This is a genomic window from Janthinobacterium sp. UMAB-56 (genome assembly GCF_900095265.1).
GTDB lineage: Bacteria > Pseudomonadota > Gammaproteobacteria > Burkholderiales > Burkholderiaceae_D > Janthinobacterium.
The window spans coordinates 240,129-260,704 of the sequence record NZ_LT607653.1; the positions used below are offsets into that span (position 1 = coordinate 240,129).

The following is a 20,576-nucleotide window of genomic DNA, read 5'->3' on the forward strand; positions in this document are numbered from 1 at the left end:
GCGTATGCGTCGTCGTCGCTGTTGTTAGTTTCATATTGTAGCCGTATCGGGTACCTTGTCATGCATTATAGAAGCTGCTGGAGAGGTAGTGGCGTCTTAGATGCTTAAAAGCGACCATCAGGATGGCAGAAGCGGGTAAAGCGAGCAAAACGCCGACGAAACCGAATAGTTGTCCGAAGGCCAGTAAGGCGAAGATCACGGCCAGCGGGTTCAGGCCGATGCGTTCGCCCACCAGGCGCGGCGTGAGGAAAAAGCCTTCGATGAGCTGGCCGCAGCCGTAGATGACGGCGACGGCGATCACGCCGCTCCAGTCGGCAAATTGCAGCAGGGCGGCGATCAGCGCCAGCATCAGCCCCAGGCCGAAGCCCAGGTAGGGGATGAACACCAGCAAGCCCGTGATGATGCCCACCGGCAATGCCACTTCAAAACCGGCGATGGCCAGCGTCGCCGAGTAATACGTGGCCAGCACCAGCATGACGAGCAACTGGCCGCGCAGGTATTGCGCCAGCAGGGTGTCGACTTCCTGCGCCATGCCCACCGTGCGGCCGACCCAGCGGCGCGGCACGGCGCCGGCGATGCGCGCCAGCATCGGGTGCCAGTCCAGCAACAGGTAGAACAGCACCACGGGAATCAGCACCACGGTGGCCAGCCAGCCCAGCACGGCTGTGCCGCCGATGCGCGCCGACGCCAGCACGGTGCTCCAGATTTCATCGCCACTGGTGGCCATCTGCTGGCTCAGCATGCGTTTGATGCCCGTGCCGTCGAGGCGCACGCGTATGCCCAGGTCGCGCAGTTTCGGCGCCAGGAAGTCGTTCGCCTTGTTCAGAAATTGCGGGATTTGCGCCTGCAGCAAGGGAATTTCCTTTTGCAATACCGGCACGACGATCAGCACCAGCGCTGTCATGGCGAGGAAAAACAACACTACGACGACCAGCACCGCCAGCGGACGGGGCACGTAAAAACGCCGGTAGTGCAGGCGTTGCAATCGGTCCACGCCGGGATTGAGCACGTAGGCGAGGATGGCGGCGGCCAGGAAGGGCGTCAGTATGGGCCCCAGGCTGACGAGCAGCAGCAAGAATGCCAGCCAGACCGCGATCCAAAATGCTGTTTGCTTCTGTTCGGCGGTGAGGGCGAATGGCATGTAGTTTGTGCTGTTGCGTTAAAAAAAGGCAGTTAATTACGAAACTGCGGGGCAGTTTGATAAAATAGCGTCTTGATCGACCGAATTCACCCGCTGGCGCCCTGCCGCACGATGTTGAAAAACATGTTCGCGCGCGTGCCGGCGGGTATCCGCCTTCTATTTTACCGCCTCCGCTGCCACCACACCATGAACCAGACTTCTAATGTTTCCCTTTCCTACCGTGACGCTGGCGTCGATATCGACGCAGGCGACGCTTTAGTCGAAGCAATCAAGCCGTTTGCCAAGCGCACCCTGCGCGAAGGCGTGATGGGCGGCCTGGGCGGTTTTGGCGCCATGTTTGAAATCAGCAAGAAGTACAAGGAACCGGTGCTGGTCTCGGGCACCGACGGCGTGGGCACGAAATTGCGCCTGGCGTTCGAACTGAACCGCCACGACACGGTCGGCATCGACCTGGTCGCCATGAGCGTCAACGACATCCTGGTGCAAGGTGCCGAGCCCCTGTTCTTCCTCGACTACTTCGCTTGCGGCAAGCTGGACGTGGCGATCGCCACCGACGTCATCAAGGGCATCGCCCAGGGTTGCGAGCAAGCGGGTTGCGCGCTGATCGGCGGCGAAACGGCGGAAATGCCGAGCATGTACCCGGCCGGCGAATACGACCTGGCAGGTTTTGCCGTCGGCGCCGTGGAAAAATCGAAAATCATCGACGGCAGCAAGATCGCCCCGGGCGACGTGGTGCTGGGCCTGGCCTCGTCGGGCGTGCACTCGAACGGTTACTCGCTGGTGCGCAAGATCATCGAAGTGGCCAAGCCTGACCTGGAAGGCGACTTCCACGGCCGCAAACTGGCCGACGTGCTGATGCAGCCGACGCGCATCTACGTCAAGCCGCTGCTGGCGCTGATGGATGCTATGGAAGTGAAGGGCATGGTGCACATCACCGGTGGCGGCCTGGTGGAAAATATTCCGCGCGTGCTGCAGCCTGGCCTGGTGGCCGAGCTGGACTCGAAGGCATGGACCATGCCACCGCTGTTCACGTGGCTGCAGCAGCACGGCGGCGTGGCTGACGCCGAAATGCACCGCGTCTTCAACTGCGGCATCGGCATGACCGTCATCGTCTCGCAGGAAAACGCGGACGCCGCCATCGCCCAATTGCAAGCGGCCGGCGAAAGCGTCTCGCGCATCGGCACCATCCGCGCGCGTAACGGTGACGAGCACCAGACCATCGTTATCTAAGTTTTAGCACGCACAGAAAAGGCAGGCACTCGCGAGAGGCCTGCCTTTTTTTATGTCCAGATATCTTACCTTGCATGCACCGGCTTCCTGCTGCCTTCCTGCTGCGAGCCGCCCTTGCCGATCATGGCCACGCTGACGGCCGAGACGAGGGAGGCGAACAGGATGTAGCCGACGATGTGCCATGGTTCGCCATTCCCCGTTTTCAACAGGTAGGTGGCGATGATGGGCGTCAGGCCGCTGGCGAAGATGCCGGAGAACTGGTAGACGAAGGAGATGCCCGTGTAGCGCACCTTGGCATCGAACAGGTCGCAGAACAGGGCCGCTTCCGGGCCATACACGGCCGAATACAGCACGCCCAGCGGGATGATCACGGAACACCACAGCAGCAGCGGATTGTCGGCGTGATTGAGCATGATCCAGAAGGCGGGTATCGATGACAAGCCGGTGATCAATGCACCCCAGAAAAACACCTTGCTGCGGCCGATGCGGTCCGACAGTCGGCCAAAGAAGGGGATGCAGAAGCACATCACGACAGCCGACGCCATCACGCCCATCAGCGCTTCCGTGCGGGCGATCTTGATGGTGTTGGTCAGATAAGTGATGGAAAACACGCCGAAGATATTGAAGAACACGCCGTCGATATAGCGCGCGCCCATGCCTTTTAATACATTGCCCGGATAGCGCTTCAACAGGTCGAAAAACGGGATCTGCGTTTCCGCATTCTTTTCCTTGACGGCCTGGAATTCCGGCGTTTCCATGACGTTCAGGCGTATCCACATGCCGATGAAGACGAGGGCTGCCGACAGGATGAAGGCGACGCGCCAGCCCCAGGACAGGAACTGCGCATCGCTCAAGCTGTACGACAGGATGGCCACCACGCCGGAGGCGAGGCACAGGCCGATGGCCAGGCCGATCTGCGGCAGGCTGGCATAGAAGCCGCGCTCCTTGGACGGCGCATATTCATACGCCATCAGCACGGCACCACCCCATTCGCCACCGAGGCCGATGCCCTGCAGCACGCGCAGGAACAGCAACAGGCCCGGCGCCCAGTAGCCGATGTGCTCATACGTCGGCAGCACGCCGATCAGGAAGGTAGAGATTCCCATGATCATCAGGGTCATCACCAGCATGCTCTTGCGGCCGATCTTGTCGCCGAAGTGGCCGAAGATCACGCCGCCGATGGGGCGCGACAAAAAGCCCACGGCGAAGGTGCCGTAGGCCAGCATGGTCGAGACGAGCGGATCGCCGCCCGGGAAATACAGTTTGCTGAATACGATGCCGGCCACGACGCCGTACAGGAAAAAATCATACCACTCGATGGTGGCGCCGATCACGCTGGCCATCACGACTCTCCGTAGCTCTTTGGCCTTTTTCGGGTTGTTGGGATTGTTGTCCATATCTAGTCTCCAATCGATATCGATTATGTGTGTTTTTTTGATGCTCGGCTTGTCGCCGAGTCATTGGGGGCGGGCCCGTCTGCCCGCCGTTGGCATCCTCCTTGCTGAGGTGAAATGGGGCGCGGACTAGGCGGCCTGTGGCAGGCGCAGGGCGTCTGCCAGGATCATGTCGGCCGCTTTTTCGGCGATCATGATGGTGGGCGCATTCGTATTGCCCGAGACGATTTCCGGCATGATCGATGCATCGACCACGCGCAGGTTCCGCATGCCGTGCACGCGCAGGCGCTCGTCGACGACGGCCATGGCGTCGTGGCCCATCTTGCAGGTGCCGCTGGGGTGGTAAATCGACTGGCTGAAACGGCGCGCCGCGTCCAGCAGTTCCGCGTCCGTCTCGAATTGGGGGCCGGGCACGAACTCGGAAATGATGTGCGGCGCCAGCGACGGGGCGGCGGCGATTTTGCGCGCCACGCGCAGGGCGGCAATTGCCGTCTGCTGGTCGCGCGGGTCGGACAGGTAGTTCGGGTAGATGCCCGGGTAGATGATGGGATCGGCCGACTTGATCGATACGTGACCACGGCTGTGCGGGCGCAGTTGGCACACGGACGATGTAAAGGCGGAAAACGGATGCGCGCCTTCGCCCGGCTTGTCGGCGCTCAGCGGTTGCATGTGAAACTGGATGTCGGGCCGCTCTATCTCGGGCGAAGACTTGGTAAACACCGTCACCTGGCTGGCTGCCAAGGTCAAGGGGCCGGAGCGGGAAAACACATATTGCATGCCTACCCACAGCTTGCCCCACAGGCTGTTGACTTCATCGTTCAGGGTTTTCAGCCGGGTCTTGAAGACCAGGCGGATTTGCAAATGGTCTTGCAGATTCTGTCCCACGCCGGGCAAGTCGTGCACCAGCGGCACGCCCACTTCCCCGAGCAGGGCGCGTGGCCCCACGCCCGAGCATTGCAGGATGTGCGGCGAGCCGATGGCGCCCGCGCATAAAATCACTTCGCCGCTGGCGCGCGCCTGGCGCAGCTGCCCATCCTGCCGGTACTCGACGCCGACGGCGCGCTTGCCTTCGAACAGCACGCGCATGATGTGCGCGCGCACTTCCACGTGCAGGTTGGCGCGCTTGCGGGCCGGTCGCAAAAAGGCTTTGGCTGTGCTCCAGCGCAAGCCCTTGCTGGCCGTCTGCTGGAAGTAGCCGACCCCTTCCTGCGTGGCGCCGTTGTAATCGGTATTGAAGGGGATGCCGCTTTCCGTGGCGCCGGCAATGAAGTGCTCCGCGATGGGGCGGCGCAGGCGCAGGTCCGACACTTTTAACGGGCCGCCCACGCCGTGGTAATCGCTGGCGCCGCGTTCCTGGTCTTCCGATTTCTTGAAATAGGGCAGCACCTCGGCATAGCTCCAGCCTGCATTGCCCAGCGCAGCCCAGCGGTCGTAGTCCTCCTTCTGGCCGCGCACATACAGCAAGCCGTTGAGCGAGCTGGAGCCGCCCAGCACCTTGCCGCGGGGCCATTGCAGCTGGCGCCCGGCGATACCGGCATCGGCCTCCGTGCGGTAGCACCAGTCCAGTTTGGGGTCGTGCATGGTCTTGAAATAGCCGACCGGCACGTGTATCCAGGGATTGTTGTCCCTGCCGCCCGCTTCCAGCAGCAATACCTGCTTATTGCTGTCGTGCGACAGGCGGTTGGCCAGCACGCAGCCGGCCGAACCGGCGCCGACGACGATGTAGTCGTAGTGTTTTTGCAACATTTCTCTTGTCTCCTGCGTTGCGGTATCGAGCCGCCTCGGCGGGCGTTTTTTGCGATACACTGGTCTTTATTGATTATTTATGGAACATCTGGTTCCATTTATAAAAGACATGCAGCACCGGGACAAGCGGAAACAGCCGCATACGCGAGAGGTGAAACAGAACATGCATGATGCGTTTCAAAAACGGCAGGCCGAGGCCGAAGAAGACAGCTCGGCGGGTGGCGTGGTGGCAGCCCATGCGGCGGCCAGCCATGGCGACGAGGCGCGTGGCTTGCGCGTGCTGCGCCTGATCGAGCACCTGGCCAGCGCCAGCCAGCCGCTGACCTTGTCGCAGCTGGCTGCGCGCATGCAGGTGCCCAAGGCCAGCATGATGCGCCTGCTCGATACCCTGGAGCAACATGGCTATGTGCTGCGCACGCCCGTGGGGCGGGCCTACGTGCCCGGTGCGGCGTCCACCAACCTGGCCTTGGCGACCCTGCGCAACAATGCCTTGATCCGCGTGAGCCGCAGCATCCTGGGCAGCCTGGTGGCAGCCACGGGCGAGACCTGCAATCTCGCCATTCCCGAGGGTAATGCGATCGTGTATGTGGACCGGGTGGAAACGCAGGAAGCGCTGCGCCTGCACCTGGTGCTGGGCACGCGTGCGCCTCTGCATTGCACGGCCAGTGGCAAGCTGTTTTTGGCGCACATGTCGTTGCTGGAGCGGCGCGCATTGCTGCTCACGCTGACCTTGCAGGCGCGCACGCCGAAAAGCATGATCGATTCCGTGCTGCTGGAACGCGAGATCGTGCGCATCGCCCGGCTGGGCATCGGTATCGACGATGAGGAATTCGTGCACGGTATGGTGGCCGTAGCCGTGCCCATCTGCGCGGCCGACGGACGCATCGTGGCGGCCGTGGCCTGTCACGCGCCCGTGGCGAGAAAGTCTGTGGAGCAACTGCTGCAGCACGTGCCGCAGCTCAAGGAGGCGGCCGTCAAGCTGCGGCCGCTGCTACTGGCGGAGTCCAGCTAGGGCTTGAGTACTTTCGCCACCTTGGCCGCCCGCAGGCGGAAGGCGTCTGGCATGCTAGATCCCAGCAGCGGGCGCAGATAGAGCCGGAAAGCATCGGTCACGTCCGTGCCGCTGGCGCTGATGAATTCGTCTTCCATGGTACGCGTCTTGCCCGCCACGTCGGACAGGGGCAGCAGCTCGTAGTCGACGGAATAGAAGCCCGTGCGCTTGATGGCCACAGAGCCGTCACGGTCGCCCCACATGGCAAACTGCACCGCCTTCTCGCCCACTTCGCGCGCTTCGCGTTGATCTACATCAGAGACGCAGCCGATGAAGGAGCGCTGCAGATAGCCGAAGGTATCGCCGCGCACGCGCTTGATGCCCAGCCTGGCCTTGATTTCGTCGCACAGCAGGTCGGCCAGCGCGCCCGTGCCTGATAATTGCACATTGCCGTGCGCGTCGCGCTCTACCTCATTTCCCAACTGCCTGGTCAGCAGGCTGGCGATCGGCTCGCCCGAGGCGTCGTGGATGCCTTCCGAGACGGCGATCACGCAGCGGCCATATTTGGCATACGTTGCCTTCACGTCGGCGAGGAATTGTTCCAGCACGAAGACGCGCTCGGGCACGTAGATCAGGTGCGGGCCATCGTCGGGGAACTTCTTGCCCAGCGCCGAGGCGGCCGTCAAGAAGCCGGCGTGGCGACCCATCACCACGCCCACGTAGACGCCGGGCAAGGCCGCGTTGTCGAGGTTGGCGCCGGCGAACGCTTGCGCGACGAAACGCGCTGCCGATGGAAAGCCGGGCGTGTGGTCGCTGCCGACCAGGTCGTTGTCGATGGTTTTCGGGATGTGGATGCAGCGCAGCGGATAGCCGGCCTTGTGCGCTTCTTCGCTGACGATGCGCACCGTGTCGGACGAGTCATTGCCGCCGATATAGAAGAAGTGCTCGATCTCGTGCGCGCGCAGCACTTCGAAGATTTGCTGGCAGTAGGCAATATCGGGCTTGTCGCGCGTGGAGCCGAGGGCCGACGATGGCGTGGCGGCCACCAGTTCCAGGTTATGGCTGGTTTCCTGCGTCAGATCAACAAACTCTTCATTGACGATGCCGCGCACGCCATGCAGCGCGCCATACACGCGCGTGACGTGCTGGAAGCGCCGCGATTCGAGCACCACGCCCACCAGCGACTGGTTGATGACGGCGGTGGGGCCGCCTCCCTGGGCAACAAGAATTTTTCCAGATGGCATGGGATTTCCTCGTAATGGAACGGCCCTCCAGCCTACTCCTTTTTTACCGGGGCACGATGTTTTCCGATAGTTCTGTCGTGGAATGACTGCATGTCACCCCAGTCCTGGATGCGCTGCTATTCGGGCGCCCGGATATGCTCGATCAACCCCGTGCTGCGGCGCCCTGGCGCCGGTGTCAGCCAGCTGACCAGCACGGCTGCTGCCAGACCGGCCGGCACGCCGAAGATGCCGGCGGAGATGGGTGCGATATGGAACCATTGACCGCTGGCATTGCCGCCCAGCATGGTGCTCGTGTGCAACATGTAATACAGGCACACGCCAAAGCCCGTCAGCATGCCGGCCAGCGCCCCTTGGTAATTGCCGCGTTGCCAGAAGACGCCCAGCACCAGCGGCGGGAACAGGGTCGAGGCGGCCAGTGAAAACGCCACGCCCACCAGCGACAGGATATCGGCCGGTTTTTGCGAGGCCGCATAGGCGGCGATGAAGGCCACGGCCAGCAGCAGCAACTTTGAAATCGTCACGCGCTTTTGCGTCGAGGCGCTGGGATCGACCACCTTGTAATAGATATCGTGCGACAGGGCGTTGGAAATGGCCAGCAGCAAGCCATCGGCCGTCGACAGGGCTGCGGCCAGGCCGCCGGCCGCCACCAGGCCGGAAATCACGTAGGGCAGGCCGGCGATCTCGGGCGTGGCCAGCACCAGCACGTCGGCGTCGATGGAAATTTCCGCCAGTTGCACGATGCCGTCGCGGTTGACGTCGACGATGCTGATCAGAGGGCTGAGCTTATCCACATTGGCCCAGTACGATACCCAGGTGGGCAGGTTCGCATATTGCGTGCCCACCAGCGCCGAGTAAATATCGTACTTGACCAGTACAGCCAGCGCAGGAATCGTGAGGTAGATCAACAAGATGAAGAACAGGGTCCAGAAGACGGAGACGCGCGTTTCGTGCACGGAGGGCGTGGTGTACGATCGCATGAGGATATGCGGCAGGGCGGCCGTGCCCAGCATCATGCAAAACACGAGGGCCAGAAAATTGTTACGCTTGATGTCGGACTGCTCTCGGTCGGCAGCGGGAAACGGTTGCGCGTGCGGAATGATCGGCTCGGCGCGTTTCTGGTTCTGTGCCTGCGCGGCCTGCCACAGCTCGCGTGCCTCGTCGGGACTTTTCGGATACGCAATCAGGGAGCGTTCCGCGTTGCGGATGTCGAACAGCGAGGCATTGCGTTGGCGCAAACTATCGAGCTGGCGCTGGGCTGCCAGATGGCCTTGTTCCCACGACGCGGGCAAGCCGGCGATGCGTGCCTCGTAGCTTTGCGCGCGTTGGCGGAAAATGGCGCGCACCTGGTTTTCTTTCGGATCCGTTTCCAGCACGTGTTCGCGCGCGCTCAGTTGCGGCAGCACCTTGCCGTAGGCGATCTGCGGCACGGGATTGTCCGCATGCTTGACCGACAGCCATATGGCGGGAATCAGAAAAGCAACCAGGATGATGATGTACTGCGCCACCTGGGTCCAGGTGATGGCGCGCATGCCGCCAAGAAAGGAGCAGACGAGGATGCTGGCCAGGCCGAGGAAGATGCCGACGGAAAAATCCACGCCCGTGAAGCGCGAGGCGATCAGGCCGACGGCGTAGATCTGCGCCACCACATAGGTAAACGATACGATGATGGTGGCGGCCACGGCCACCACGCGCACGCTGGCGCCCCGTTTGTCGGTGCCGCTGCCGTAGCGCGCGGCGAGGAAATCGGGAATCGTGTACTGGCTGAACTTGCGCAGGTAGGGCGCGATCAATAGTGCAACCAGGCAATAGCCGCCCGTCCAGCCCATGATGAAGGCCAGGCCGTCGAAGCCGTTCAGGTACAGGCCGCCGGCCAGGCTGATGAAGCTGGCGGCCGAGATCCAGTCGGCGGCCGTGGCCATGCCGTTGAACATGGCAGGTACCCGACGCCCTGCCACATAGTATTCCGTGACGTTCGAGGTGCGGCTGATGACGCCGATGGTGGCGTACAGCGTGATGGTGACGAGCATGAACAGGTAGCCGATCCACGCGCGCGGCATGCCTTCCTGTTCCAGCACCGACAGGGCCAGCAGGAAGGCGGCGAAACCGGCGGTAAACAGCAGGTAGTAGCGGCACAGGCGCGCAAAGAAGCTGCGCTGGCTACTCATACTTGCTCCTCGGCATGAAACGCCCGGTCGAGGCGGCGCATGCGCCAGGCATAGAAGGCGATGATGGCCAGGTAGACCAGCGAGGCGCCCTGGGCCGCCATATAAAAGGGCAGCGGCCAGCCGAACAGGTTCAGATGCAATAGCTCGCGCGCATAAAACACGGTCAGGAAGCCCGTCAGCAGCCAGATCAGCAGCAAGATGGCCGTCAGGCGCCGCGTCTTGTGCCAGTGCACATCGAGGCGCGCCTGCAGTTCGGGGCTGGGCGTGCGGGCCGGGCGCAGCGGCGCCGCAGGCAGGCTGGGCTTATCCATACGTGATGTCATCCTCTTCTGGCGCGTCCGGCAACAGCAGGGCGATGCTCAGGCGCAGCAGGGTGCCCGGCAGTTTCGGCGAGTGCGCGCGCGGATTGTTAAAAATATCGACTTCGGCGCCATGCTGCTGGGCAATTTCGCGCACGATGGCCAGGCCCAGGCCGCTACCATCGACGTTGCTGCCAAGAATGCGGTAAAAGCGTTCGAACACGTGCGTCCGCTCGGCTTGCGGTATGCCGGGGCCCGTATCTTCCACTTCCAGGATGGCCAGCTCCAGGGTGCTGCGCACGCGCACCGTGACGCTGCCGCCGGCCGGCGTGTAGCGCAGGGCATTGTCGATCAGATTACTCAGCAGTTCGCGCAGCATCATGGCATTGCCGGAAATCATGATCGAATACGCGGGCTGTTCGAAGCCCAGATCGATATGCTGGGCAAACGAAGCTTGCACCCAATCCTGCACCACGCCGCGCGCCAGTTCGCTCAGCTCGATCGGTTCGAACGCCGTGCCGGCCTGCGGCTGGTTTTCCGCGCGCGCCAGGGCCAGCAGCTGGTTGACCAGGCGCGTGGCCGCCTCCGAACTTTTCGCCAGTTGCAAGAGCGAGCGGTGAATTTCGTCGTGGTCGGTCTGGCGCAGGGCCAGCTCGGATTGCATGCGCATGCCGGCCAGCGGCGTTTTCATCTGGTGCGCGGCATCGGCGATGAAACGTTTCTGCATGTCGATCGACAGCGACAGGCGTGCCAGCATCTCGTTGAGCGAACCGACCAGTGGCGTGATTTCCTCGGGCACCTGGCCCGATTCGATGGGGCTCAAATCGTCGGGCGGCCGGGCGCGTATGCGCTCCTGCAATTGCGCCAGCGGCGACAGGCCGCGCGCCAGGGCAAACCAGACCAGGGCCAGGATCACGGGCAGGATGATGAACTGCGGCAAAATCACGCCCTTGATGATTTCATTGGCCAGCTGGGCGCGTTTTTCCAGCGTCTCGGCCACCTGCACCAGCGCGCGACTCTGCTCATCGTCATTGCCGGACGGAATGTCGAGATAGCTGAACGCCACGCGCACGGGAGTGCCGTGGATGGTGTCATTGCGAAACAGCACCATGCCGCTGCGGTATTTGTCGGGGTCCTGCGGCGGCGGCAAATCGCGATCGCCGTCGAGGTACTCGCCGCGTGGCCCCACCACCAGGTAATACAGTGTGTCGACATCGTCGCCGCGCAGGAAATCGCGTCCCTTGTTGCCGCTGTTCTTGTTCGGCGCGCGGCGCGGCATGGCGCCGTCGGCCTGTTTGACCTGCTGCGTGAGCATCGTCACGCTGTCTTCCAGCGCATGATCGAACGGCTGATTGGCGATGCCCTTGGCCACCAGATAGGTGATGGCGATGCTCATCGGCCACAGCAGCAGCAAGGGCGCCAGCATCCAGTCGAGGATTTCGCCGAACAGCGAATGCTCGATGGTGTCATCCTGCTCCGTGGTGGGCGGCTCGAACCAGTCGTCGTCGTCCGCCTCGTCCGCTGGCGCCTCGCGCGCCTTCACTTGCTGGCGGGTCCGCTGGCCGGGCTTGCCGACTCGCCCGCTTCGGCGTTCAGGCGCGCCGCTTCCGAGTATTTTTCCAGGCAATAGCCGAGGCCGCGCACGGTGGCGATGCGCACGCCGCCCACTTCGATCTTCTTGCGCAAGCGGTGGACATACACTTCGATGGCGTTGTTCGACACTTCTTCGCCCCATTCGCACAAGTGGTCGACCAGCTGCTCTTTCGAAACGAGGCGGCCGGTGCGGCCCAGGAGGATTTCCAACAAGCCCAGTTCGCGCGCCGACAGGTCGAGCATCTGGTCGTTGATGTAGGCGCTGCGCCCCACCTGGTCGTAGCTGAGGGGGCCGTGCTTGATGATGGTAGCGCCGCCGCCGGCGCCGCGCCGCGTCAGGGCGCGCACTCTTGCCTCCAGTTCCGACAGGGCGAACGGCTTGGCCATATAATCATCGGCACCGAGGTCGAGGCCATTCACGCGTTGTTCGATGGAATCGGCGGCCGTCAGGATCAGCACGGGCAGCAGCGAGGCGCGCGCGCGCAGGCGGCGCAGCACTTCCAGGCCGGACATCTTGGGCAGGCCCAGGTCGAGGATCAGCAGGTCGAATTCCTGTGTGGACAGGGCCGTGTCGGCTTCCTGGCCGGTCTTGACGTAGTCGATCGCATAACCGGACTGGCGCAGCGAGCGGGTCAGGCCATCGGCCAGCACGCTGTCATCTTCGGCAAGTAAAATACGCATGGTGCACTTCCTATGCTTGCGGCGGTAGAAGCTTGTATTGTGTTTCATTTTCCGCAAGGTGGATAGTTTTTGTGAAAATCCAGGCTTGTATTGATCTGTTTCAAAACAAATCCACGTTCCGCTTGCATTGATCACTGTTTTTTTATACAGTACTGTCTGTGTAAAGAATTTAACCCACTGGCGCTATCGCAGGCTGCACGATTCACGTGAATCCGCAACTGTAGAACGGCTGAAAGAACATATGGACGATAAAAAAGCTGTAGTACCCGCATCGGAAAAAGCCAAGGCGCTCGCCGCCGCACTGGCGCAGATCGAGAAGCAGTTTGGCAAAGGTTCGGTCATGCGCATGGATGCCAGCGCGGCGATCGAAGAAGTGCAAGTCGTGTCGACCGGTTCGCTCGGCCTCGATATCGCGCTGGGCGTGGGCGGCTTGCCGCGCGGCCGCGTGGTGGAAATCTACGGTCCGGAATCGTCAGGTAAAACCACCCTGACCCTGCAAACCATTGCTGAAATGCAAAAACTGGGCGGCACCTGCGCCTTTATCGATGCCGAGCACGCGCTCGATGTCGGCTACGCTCAAAAGCTGGGCGTGAACCTGCACGAATTGCTGATCTCGCAACCGGACACGGGCGAGCAGGCGCTGGAAATCTGCGACGCCCTCGTGCGTTCGGGCAGCGTCGACCTGGTCGTCATCGACTCCGTGGCCGCGTTGACGCCACGCGCCGAGATCGAAGGCGATATGGGCGATTCCCTGCCGGGTTTGCAAGCGCGTTTGATGTCGCAAGCCCTGCGCAAGCTGACCGGTTCCATCAACCGCACGAATACCCTGGTCATCTTCATCAACCAGATCCGCATGAAGATCGGCGTGATGTTCGGCAGCCCTGAAACGACTACCGGCGGCAATGCGCTGAAATTCTACGCCTCCGTGCGCCTGGACATCCGCCGCACCGGTTCGATCAAGTCCGGCGACGAAGTGATCGGCAACGAAACCAAGGTCAAGGTCGTCAAGAACAAGATCGCGCCACCATTCAAGGAAGCGCACTTCGACATCCTGTACGGCGCCGGCACCTCACGCGAAGGCGAAATCCTGGACCTGGGCTCGGATGCCAAGATCGTGGAAAAATCCGGTTCGTGGTACAGCTACAACGGCGAACGCATCGGCCAGGGCAAGGACAATGCCCGTGCCTTCCTGCAAGAGCGTCCGGCGCTGGCCCGCGAAATCGAAAACAAGGTGCGCGCTTCGCTGGGCGTGCGCGAACTGCCGCCGCTGGCTGCTGAAAAACCGGAAAAAGCCGATAAGGCCGCCGACAAGGCTGCCAAGGCGGAAGCCAAGGCTGCCGAGTAAGCTGCCATCAGCCATCATTCGCGCTTGCGGATGATGGCTGGCAAGGTGTGACCATGATCGCCGTCCCGCGCTGTTGCGCCGGGCGGCGATTGTGTTTGGGTGGTGTGATCGTGGAATGAAAGACAAGGTGGGTGTATGGCAGCAGTACAACTAAGCCTGAAGGGCAGGGCGCTACGTTTTTTGTCGATGCGCGAGCATAGCCGCATGGAATTGCGGCGCAAGCTGCAGCGGCATGCGCAGGAAGGTGACGACGTGGAAGCCTTGCTCGACAGCCTGGAGCAGGCCAACTGGCTGTCGCAGGAGCGCTTTTCCGAATCGCTGATCCACCGCCGCTCGGCCCGTTTCGGCAATAGCCGCATCATGGCGGAATTGCAAAGCCATGGCATAGGCGGTGAAGCGCTGCAGGAACTCAAGGCGGGCCTGGCCGAAGGCGAGACCGCGCGCGCCTGCGAAGTGTGGCGGCGCAAATTCGGTGAAGTGGCGCAGGATGCCGAACAGCGCAACAAGCAGGTGCGCTTCCTGATGCAGCGCGGCTTTTCGCAGCGCGCCGTGCAGGTGGCCTTGAAAGGCCTGGCGCCCGAAGACGAGTAATATTTTTTAACTTGACAGCAAGGATCAGTTATTCTGCGCAATTGCTGCTGCGCATGTTGCGTCCCAGCTTTTTTACCTGATATACGGGACACCTGATGAGCAATTGGCATGCTGGCTACACGGCGGAAACCGCATACACCTACGGCTATTACACGGAATTGAACCCCTTGCGCATACAGTTGTTGCTGCTGAGCTGGGGAATACAGCCGCCGAAGGTCAGCACCGCATGCGAACTCGGGTTTGGCCAGGGCGTGACCGTCAATATCCATGCCGCAGCGTCCTGCACACGCTGGTATGGCACCGATTTCAATCCTGCCCAGACCGCCTTTGCGCAGGAACTGGCCGAGGTCTCCGGCAATGGTGCCTTGCTGTCGGAGCAATCGTTTCAGGATTTTTGCGCCCGCACCGACCTGCCTGACTTCGATTTCATCGCCCTGCACGGTATCTGGAGCTGGATCTCGCCGGAAAACCAGGCGCATATCGCCGATTTCCTGGCGCGCAAGCTCAAGCCTGGTGGCGTGCTGTACATCAGTTACAACACGCAGGCGGGCTGGGCGGCGATGGCGCCGATCCGCGACCTGATGGAGCAGCACAGCCGCGTGCTGAGCGCGCCGGGGCAGGATTCCCTGACGCGCGTGGGCAGCGCGCTATCCTTCGTCAAGCGCATGATGGAGACCAAGCCGCGCTACCTGCTGGCCAATCCCGCCATCGCCCTGCGGCTGCAACAGCTTAGCGAGCAGGATCCGAATTACCTGTCCCACGAATACTTCAACCATTACTGGCAACCGGTATCGTTTTCGGCCATCAAGCCGGTGCTGGCAGCAGTCAAGCTCGAGTTTGCCGGTTCGGCCGCCTACCCCGATCATGTTGCCCCTCTCAATTTCTCGCCCGAACACATGGCTTTCCTGGCGCAGATTCCGGATGCCACTTTCCGCGAGAACACTGCCGATTTCCTGCTTAACCGGCAGTTTCGCCAGGATTACTGGGTCAAGGGCAGCCGCAAACTGACCGCCCATGAACAGGCTACCGCACTGCGCGCCGTACGCATCCTGCTGGTGGCGCCGGTCGAGCAGATCGCCATGAAGGTGACGGGTGCCTTGGGCGAGGCCGACCTGGATCCGGCCATGTATGGCCCCTTGCTGGAACTGCTCGGTGACTGCAAGCCCCATACCATAGCCGAACTGCAACAGGGTTTGCCCGCCAACCTGGCCGACCTGGGCAGCCTGCTGCAGATGCTGCTGGTGCTGGCACATAAAGCCTGCATATCGCCGGTGCAGGAGGACGCCGCGATCGCGCTGGCGCGGCCAGCCACGGCCAGGCTGAATCGGCATTTGCTGGAAAAGGCCCTGGGGCGTACCGACCTGGCCGCATTGGCCAGCCCGGTGACGGGCGGGGGCGTCGGTGTGTTGCATTTGCAACAGTTGTTTCTGCTGGCCAGGCTGGAAGGGCACCAGGAGGCCGACACCTGGGCGGCATTTGCCTGGCAGGCTTTACGCGCACTGCAGCAAACCATGGTGCGCAATGGCACAGTGCTGACGACGGAAGAGGACAACCTGGCCGAACTGGCCGTGCAGGCGGAAAGCTTCCGCGTCACCGTACTGCCCATCCTGCAGGCGCTGGGCGTGGCCGATTGATGCTGATGCCGAAGCACCTCGCCGCGTGGCATTGGCAGTGATTCTTATGATATCAATCATTCGTTTTGTGAATGACTTCATGAAAGCCACTGTTTTCTATTTATAAATTGAAATGTTTTTATCGAAGCAATGAAAAATTATGTTGCGGCGCAACCTGCGCCCAATGTGCTACACTTTTAGGGTTTTTGCGGCGCCGCAGGTGCGGTTGCTGTTCGTAGAAGCTGCGAACAGAGTGCTTTAGGCACATGGCTGCTTACTAAATTTTGGCCGCGCAAGCGGCATCGGTCTTATGCCCCTGTCAACTCCCGTATCCCGGCGCGCCCTCCGGCACTCCCGCGTTATCGACGTCCAAGCGTATATGCGCGACGACGGCCTGTGGGATATTGACGCCCGTATCACCGATATCAAAAGCTATGACGCGACCCTGGCCTCCGGCCCGCGTCCCGCCGGCACCCCTCTGCATGACCTCCATTTACGCATTACCGTCGATCGCGAACTGACCATTGTCGAGGCCGAAGCTGCCTCCGATGCCGTGCCCTATCCCGGTTTTTGCGATACCATCGGCCCCGCTTACAGGGCGCTGATCGGTTTGAATTTATTGAAGAATTTCCGCCGCGACTTGAAACAGCGCCTGGCGGGAATCGCCGGCTGTACCCATTTGACCGAACTGGCGCAAGTCTTGCCGACTGCGACGGTTCAGGCATTTGCCGGCGATGTCTGGTCGACCCGCGACGGCGAGAATGCTGATTTGCCGCATGAAAAGCCGTTTCAACTCGACAAATGCCACGCCCTGCGCACCGATGGCGGGGCGGTTGCACAGTATTACCCGCGCTGGGTAGCCAAGGCGTGACCCCGGCGCTGTTTTTCCTGTTTTTTTGCACCACTAACCGTATTTTTACACATCAGTATCAGAAGGGAAGCCAGCATGAAAATCCATGAGTATCAAGCCAAAGAAATCCTCCGGCAGCACGGAGTGACGGTACCACGCGGTATTCCGTGCATGTCCGTCGACGAAGCCGTCAAGGCTGCGGAAACCCTGGGCGGCCCGGTATGGGTCGTCAAGGCGCAGATTCACGCAGGTGGCCGCGGCAAGGGCGGCGGCGTGAAAGTGGCAAAATCGATCGAACAGGTCAAAGAATACGCTGACCAGATCATGGGCATGCAGCTGATCACGCACCAGACCAGCGCCGAAGGCCAGAAAGTCAATCGCCTGCTGGTAGAAGAAGGCGCCGACATCAAACAAGAACTGTACGTTTCGCTGGTCACCGACCGCGTTACCCAGAAAATCGTCCTGATGGCTTCGTCCGAAGGCGGCATGGACATCGAAGAAGTGGCCGAGAGCCACCCAGAGAAGATCCACCACGTCACCATCGATCCGGGCGTTGGCCTGACCGATGCCCAGGCAGACGACATCGCCGCCAAAATCGGCGTGCCTGCCGCTTCCATCGTCGACGCCCGCGTCAACCTGCAAGGCCTGTACAAAGCGTACTGGGAAACCGATTGCTCGCTGGCCGAGATCAATCCGCTGATCGTCACCGGCAGCGGCAAAGTCATCGCCCTGGACGCCAAGTTCAACTTTGACCCGAACGCCCTGTTCCGTCATCCGGAAATCGTCGCCCTGCGCGATCTGGACGAAGAAGATCCAGCTGAAATCGAAGCGTCGAAATTCGACCTGGCCTACATCTCGCTCGACGGCAACATCGGTTGCCTGGTGAATGGCGCCGGCCTGGCCATGGCCACCATGGACACCATCAAGCTGTTCGGCGGCGAGCCAGCCAACTTCCTGGACGTCGGCGGCGGCGCCACGGCAGAAAAAGTGACCGAAGCGTTCAAGATCATGCTGAAAAACCCAGGCCTGAAAGCTATCCTGGTGAACATTTTCGGCGGCATCATGCGTTGCGACGTGATCGCCGAAGGCGTCATCGCTGCGGTCAAGGCCGTCTCGCTGAACGTGCCACTGGTCGTGCGCATGAAGGGCACCAACGAAGACCTGGGCAAGAAGATGCTGGCCGATTCCGGTCTGCCTATCATCGCAGCCGACACCATGGAAGATGCAGCCAAGAGCGTCGTTGCCGCTGCTGCCGGTCAAGCTTAATTAAGGAATCAACATGTCCATTCTGATCAATAAAGATACCAAAGTCGTAACCCAAGGGATCACCGGCAAGACCGGCCAGTTCCACACCCGCGGTTGCCGCGACTACGCGAACGGCAAAGCTGCCTTCGTGGCAGGCGTGAACCCGAAGAAAGCCGGCGAAGACTTCGAAGGCATTCCCATTTTCGCTAACGTCACCGAAGCGAAAAAAGAAACCGGCGCCAACGTTTCCGTGATCTACGTGCCGCCAGCAGGCGCGGCAGCGGCGATCTGGGAAGCTGTCGAAGCTGAAATGGATCTGGCCATTTGCATTACCGAAGGCATTCCTGTGCGTGACATGATGGTCCTGAAAGACCGCATGGCTAAAGCCAACAGCAAAACCTTGCTGCTGGGCCCTAACTGCCCAGGCCTGATCACGCCAGACGAAATCAAGATCGGCATCATGCCAGGTCACATCCACAAGAAGGGCCGTATCGGCGTGGTTTCCCGTTCGGGCACCCTGACCTATGAAGCAGTAGGTCAGCTGACCGCACTGGGCCTGGGTCAATCGTCGGCAGTCGGCATCGGCGGCGATCCGATCAACGGTCTGAAGCACATCGACATCATGAAGATGTTCAACGACGATCCTGATACCGACGCGGTCATCATGATCGGCGAAATCGGTGGTCCGGACGAAGCCAACGCGGCTTATTGGATCAAAGACAACATGAAAAAACCGGTCGTTGGCTTCATCGCTGGCGTGACCGCTCCTCCAGGCAAGCGCATGGGCCACGCCGGCGCGCTGATCTCGGGCGGTGCCGATACGGCACAAGCCAAGCTGGAAATCATGGAAGCTTGCGGCATCACCGTGACCAAAAACCCGTCGGAAATGGCGCGTCTGCTGAAAGCCATGCTGTAATTTCAGCCCGGTTCACGCAGTACAAAAAAGGAGCTTCGGCTCCTTTTTTTTGTCCGCAACACAGGCCGATTCCCGCCCAGGGCCGACGGCGCTGGTCCGAAGCCGCCCAAATGTGTCGCTTTTCTTTCCACGTGTGCCGCCCTTGCCCCGGTGCGCCGCTGGCATGGTGCTTGCGTCGTAGATGGCGTGAGCAACGTCACCATGGGAGGATACGATGCGCGCACAAAGCGGATTTACCCTGATAGAACTGATGATCGTGGTGGCCATCGCCGGCATCCTGGCGGCCGTGGCCATTCCTCAATATGGCGACTATACGATGCGAGCCAAAGTCAGCAATGTGCTGGCGGCCGCTGCCCCGTTGAAAACGGCCGTGGCCCTGTGCGTGCAGGAAAACGGCGGGCTGGCGACCGCCTGCAGCACCCCCACCGAGGCCGGGTCCGGCGCCATTCCCGTGTTCAGCCCGACGCGTGAAGTGGCCGCCGCCAAGGTCGACAAGGGCGATATCGTGCTGACCCTGGCCGACGACCTGGGCAGCGGCATGGGCGGCCAGACGGTGAGCATGGAGCTGCAGCTCGGCACCAGCAGCCTGAACTGGTTCAATAGCACCAGCGTGACGAATCTGGCGGCCAGGGACGCCCTTACCAGGAACAATGTTCCCAAGGTGGTGGCGACGCAGTGAGCGGCGCCTGCCGCGCCCGTGTCAGACGATTTTTTGCCGGTCCGCGATCAGCGCTTCATAGGTGAGATTTTGCAGCAGGGTGTAGTGGGTCGGTTCCAGGTCGATGAATTGCACGCCATACGTATAGATTTCAGCGACGTCGGCGGCATTGCCGTTCGACGGCTTGCCCACGCTGACGTTCTGGATGCGCGCGCGCGTATTGACGCGCATCTGATGCTTGTTCGGCGGCACCAGCAGGGTAAAACTGAGCGCCACGCCTTCGTCATCGGGCGTGAGCATGCTGGGCGCCTCGATCAGCGCGCCCGAGACGCTGAGGTTGACGATGAACACGGGCACGGCCGCCACGTTGCTGTAGCTCAGCTGCGCTGGAATGTCCACTTTTACGCGCATGGCCGTGCGCAGGCTGGTGCCCTGGATGGCGTCGGGAAAGCTCAGGTGCACATAATTGAGCGGGCGGCCGAAGATGCGCAGCACGCTGCAGGAAAACGAACACACGGTAACGCCGGAAAACACGCGGATGGTCAGCTTGTCTCCCTCGTTGAGTACGATGGACGCGCCGTTTTCCATGGGAATCTTGACGATCATGTACTCGTCTTTCACATAGCCGATCAGGGTCGAGAAATGCTGGATGGGCTTGATGGTGCGGTGCGTGATGAACTGGATGCGTCCCCCCACTTGCAGATTCATGGCCTCGAATTCGAAGTCCTGGAGCTTGGTCTCGGCGGCGGGCTTGTTGCTTGTCATGCGATGCTCATCTGGATATTGTCGACTCGCAGTATGCATGATTTCTTGATGAAAAAGCATTTATATCAAAGAAATTCATATTCGCATCGACGGTGCCATGTGCATGGGC

The 20,576-nt window shown here is 61.3% G+C and carries 18 protein-coding genes; 9 read left to right on the top strand and 9 right to left on the bottom strand.

Going from position 1 to position 20,576, the window contains the following annotated elements; genetic code table 11:
• Window positions 1-58: 58 nt before the first annotated feature.
• A complete protein-coding gene (locus K0F85_RS07015) occupies window positions 59-1,141 on the bottom strand; it encodes an AI-2E family transporter (protein WP_219115291.1) in 1,083 nt (360 codons plus the stop codon).
• A gap of 186 nt (window positions 1,142-1,327) precedes the next feature.
• Between K0F85_RS07015 and purM the strand changes: the two genes are divergently transcribed.
• On the top strand, window positions 1,328-2,371 hold the full coding sequence (purM, locus tag K0F85_RS07020) for a phosphoribosylformylglycinamidine cyclo-ligase (RefSeq protein ID WP_219115294.1): 1,044 nt from the start codon (window positions 1,328-1,330) through the stop codon (window positions 2,369-2,371).
• 65 nt (window positions 2,372-2,436) lie between these two features.
• On the opposite strand, the gene K0F85_RS07025 is transcribed toward purM, so the two are convergent.
• Both K0F85_RS07025 and K0F85_RS07030 read right to left on the bottom strand, forming a co-directional pair.
• Complete coding sequence (locus K0F85_RS07025; RefSeq protein WP_219115295.1) at window positions 2,437-3,768, bottom strand: MFS transporter; 1,332 nt, start codon at window positions 3,766-3,768, stop codon at window positions 2,437-2,439.
• 126 nt (window positions 3,769-3,894) lie between these two features.
• Entirely contained in the window at window positions 3,895-5,511 is a 1,617-nt protein-coding gene (locus K0F85_RS07030) for a GMC family oxidoreductase (RefSeq protein ID WP_219115297.1), read from the bottom strand.
• A 163-nt stretch (window positions 5,512-5,674) separates the two neighbouring features.
• Between K0F85_RS07030 and K0F85_RS07035 the strand changes: the two genes are divergently transcribed.
• Complete coding sequence (locus K0F85_RS07035; protein WP_219115299.1) at window positions 5,675-6,523, top strand: IclR family transcriptional regulator; 849 nt, start codon at window positions 5,675-5,677, stop codon at window positions 6,521-6,523.
• Here K0F85_RS07035 and K0F85_RS07040 read toward each other — a convergent pair.
• From K0F85_RS07040 to K0F85_RS07060, 5 genes are all read right to left on the bottom strand, one after another.
• A complete protein-coding gene (locus tag K0F85_RS07040; RefSeq protein WP_219115301.1) occupies window positions 6,520-7,746 on the bottom strand; it encodes a 6-phosphofructokinase in 1,227 nt (408 codons plus the stop codon). The two genes, K0F85_RS07035 and K0F85_RS07040, sit on opposite strands and share 4 nt — an antisense overlap.
• Window positions 7,747-7,862: 116 nt before the next feature.
• Complete coding sequence (locus K0F85_RS07045; protein WP_219115303.1) at window positions 7,863-9,911, bottom strand: sodium:solute symporter family protein; 2,049 nt, start codon at window positions 9,909-9,911, stop codon at window positions 7,863-7,865.
• Window positions 9,908-10,222: a DUF4212 domain-containing protein gene (locus K0F85_RS07050; RefSeq protein WP_257572586.1), complete on the bottom strand. Its 315-nt coding sequence runs from the start codon at window positions 10,220-10,222 to the stop codon at window positions 9,908-9,910. Before K0F85_RS07050 ends, K0F85_RS07045 begins: the two co-directional genes overlap by 4 nt.
• Window positions 10,215-11,753: a sensor histidine kinase gene (locus tag K0F85_RS07055; RefSeq protein WP_257572587.1), complete on the bottom strand. Its 1,539-nt coding sequence runs from the start codon at window positions 11,751-11,753 to the stop codon at window positions 10,215-10,217. The genes K0F85_RS07050 and K0F85_RS07055 overlap by 8 nt, the downstream gene beginning before the upstream one ends.
• Window positions 11,750-12,484, bottom strand: coding sequence for a response regulator transcription factor (locus tag K0F85_RS07060; RefSeq protein ID WP_034746066.1), 735 nt, complete (start codon window positions 12,482-12,484; stop codon window positions 11,750-11,752). The genes K0F85_RS07055 and K0F85_RS07060 overlap by 4 nt, the downstream gene beginning before the upstream one ends.
• Before the next feature lie 241 nt (window positions 12,485-12,725).
• Here K0F85_RS07060 and recA point away from each other — a divergent pair, with 241 nt between their 5' ends.
• The 7 genes from recA to K0F85_RS07095 all read left to right on the top strand — a co-directional run bounded on the left by recA (window position 12,726) and on the right by K0F85_RS07095 (window position 19,723).
• On the top strand, window positions 12,726-13,829 hold the full coding sequence (gene recA, locus K0F85_RS07065; RefSeq protein WP_099376371.1) for a recombinase RecA: 1,104 nt from the start codon (window positions 12,726-12,728) through the stop codon (window positions 13,827-13,829).
• A gap of 135 nt (window positions 13,830-13,964) precedes the next feature.
• On the top strand, window positions 13,965-14,420 hold the full coding sequence (gene recX, locus K0F85_RS07070; protein ID WP_219115305.1) for a recombination regulator RecX: 456 nt from the start codon (window positions 13,965-13,967) through the stop codon (window positions 14,418-14,420).
• 95 nt (window positions 14,421-14,515) lie between these two features.
• Complete coding sequence (locus tag K0F85_RS07075) at window positions 14,516-16,054, top strand: class I SAM-dependent methyltransferase (protein ID WP_219115307.1); 1,539 nt, start codon at window positions 14,516-14,518, stop codon at window positions 16,052-16,054.
• A 289-nt stretch (window positions 16,055-16,343) separates the two neighbouring features.
• Window positions 16,344-16,904, top strand: coding sequence for a DUF2889 domain-containing protein (locus K0F85_RS07080; protein WP_219115308.1), 561 nt, complete (start codon window positions 16,344-16,346; stop codon window positions 16,902-16,904).
• Window positions 16,905-16,979: 75 nt separating this feature from the next.
• Entirely contained in the window at window positions 16,980-18,149 is a 1,170-nt protein-coding gene (sucC, locus tag K0F85_RS07085; RefSeq protein ID WP_219115310.1) for an ADP-forming succinate--CoA ligase subunit beta, read from the top strand.
• A 13-nt stretch (window positions 18,150-18,162) separates the two neighbouring features.
• A complete protein-coding gene (sucD, locus tag K0F85_RS07090) occupies window positions 18,163-19,044 on the top strand; it encodes a succinate--CoA ligase subunit alpha (protein ID WP_131373432.1) in 882 nt (293 codons plus the stop codon).
• Between the two features lie 214 nt (window positions 19,045-19,258).
• Entirely contained in the window at window positions 19,259-19,723 is a 465-nt protein-coding gene (locus K0F85_RS07095) for a pilin (protein ID WP_219115311.1), read from the top strand.
• A 21-nt stretch (window positions 19,724-19,744) separates the two neighbouring features.
• On the opposite strand, the gene K0F85_RS07100 is transcribed toward K0F85_RS07095, so the two are convergent.
• Complete coding sequence (locus tag K0F85_RS07100) at window positions 19,745-20,467, bottom strand: flagellar brake protein (RefSeq protein ID WP_219115313.1); 723 nt, start codon at window positions 20,465-20,467, stop codon at window positions 19,745-19,747.
• Window positions 20,468-20,576 lie beyond the last annotated feature (109 nt).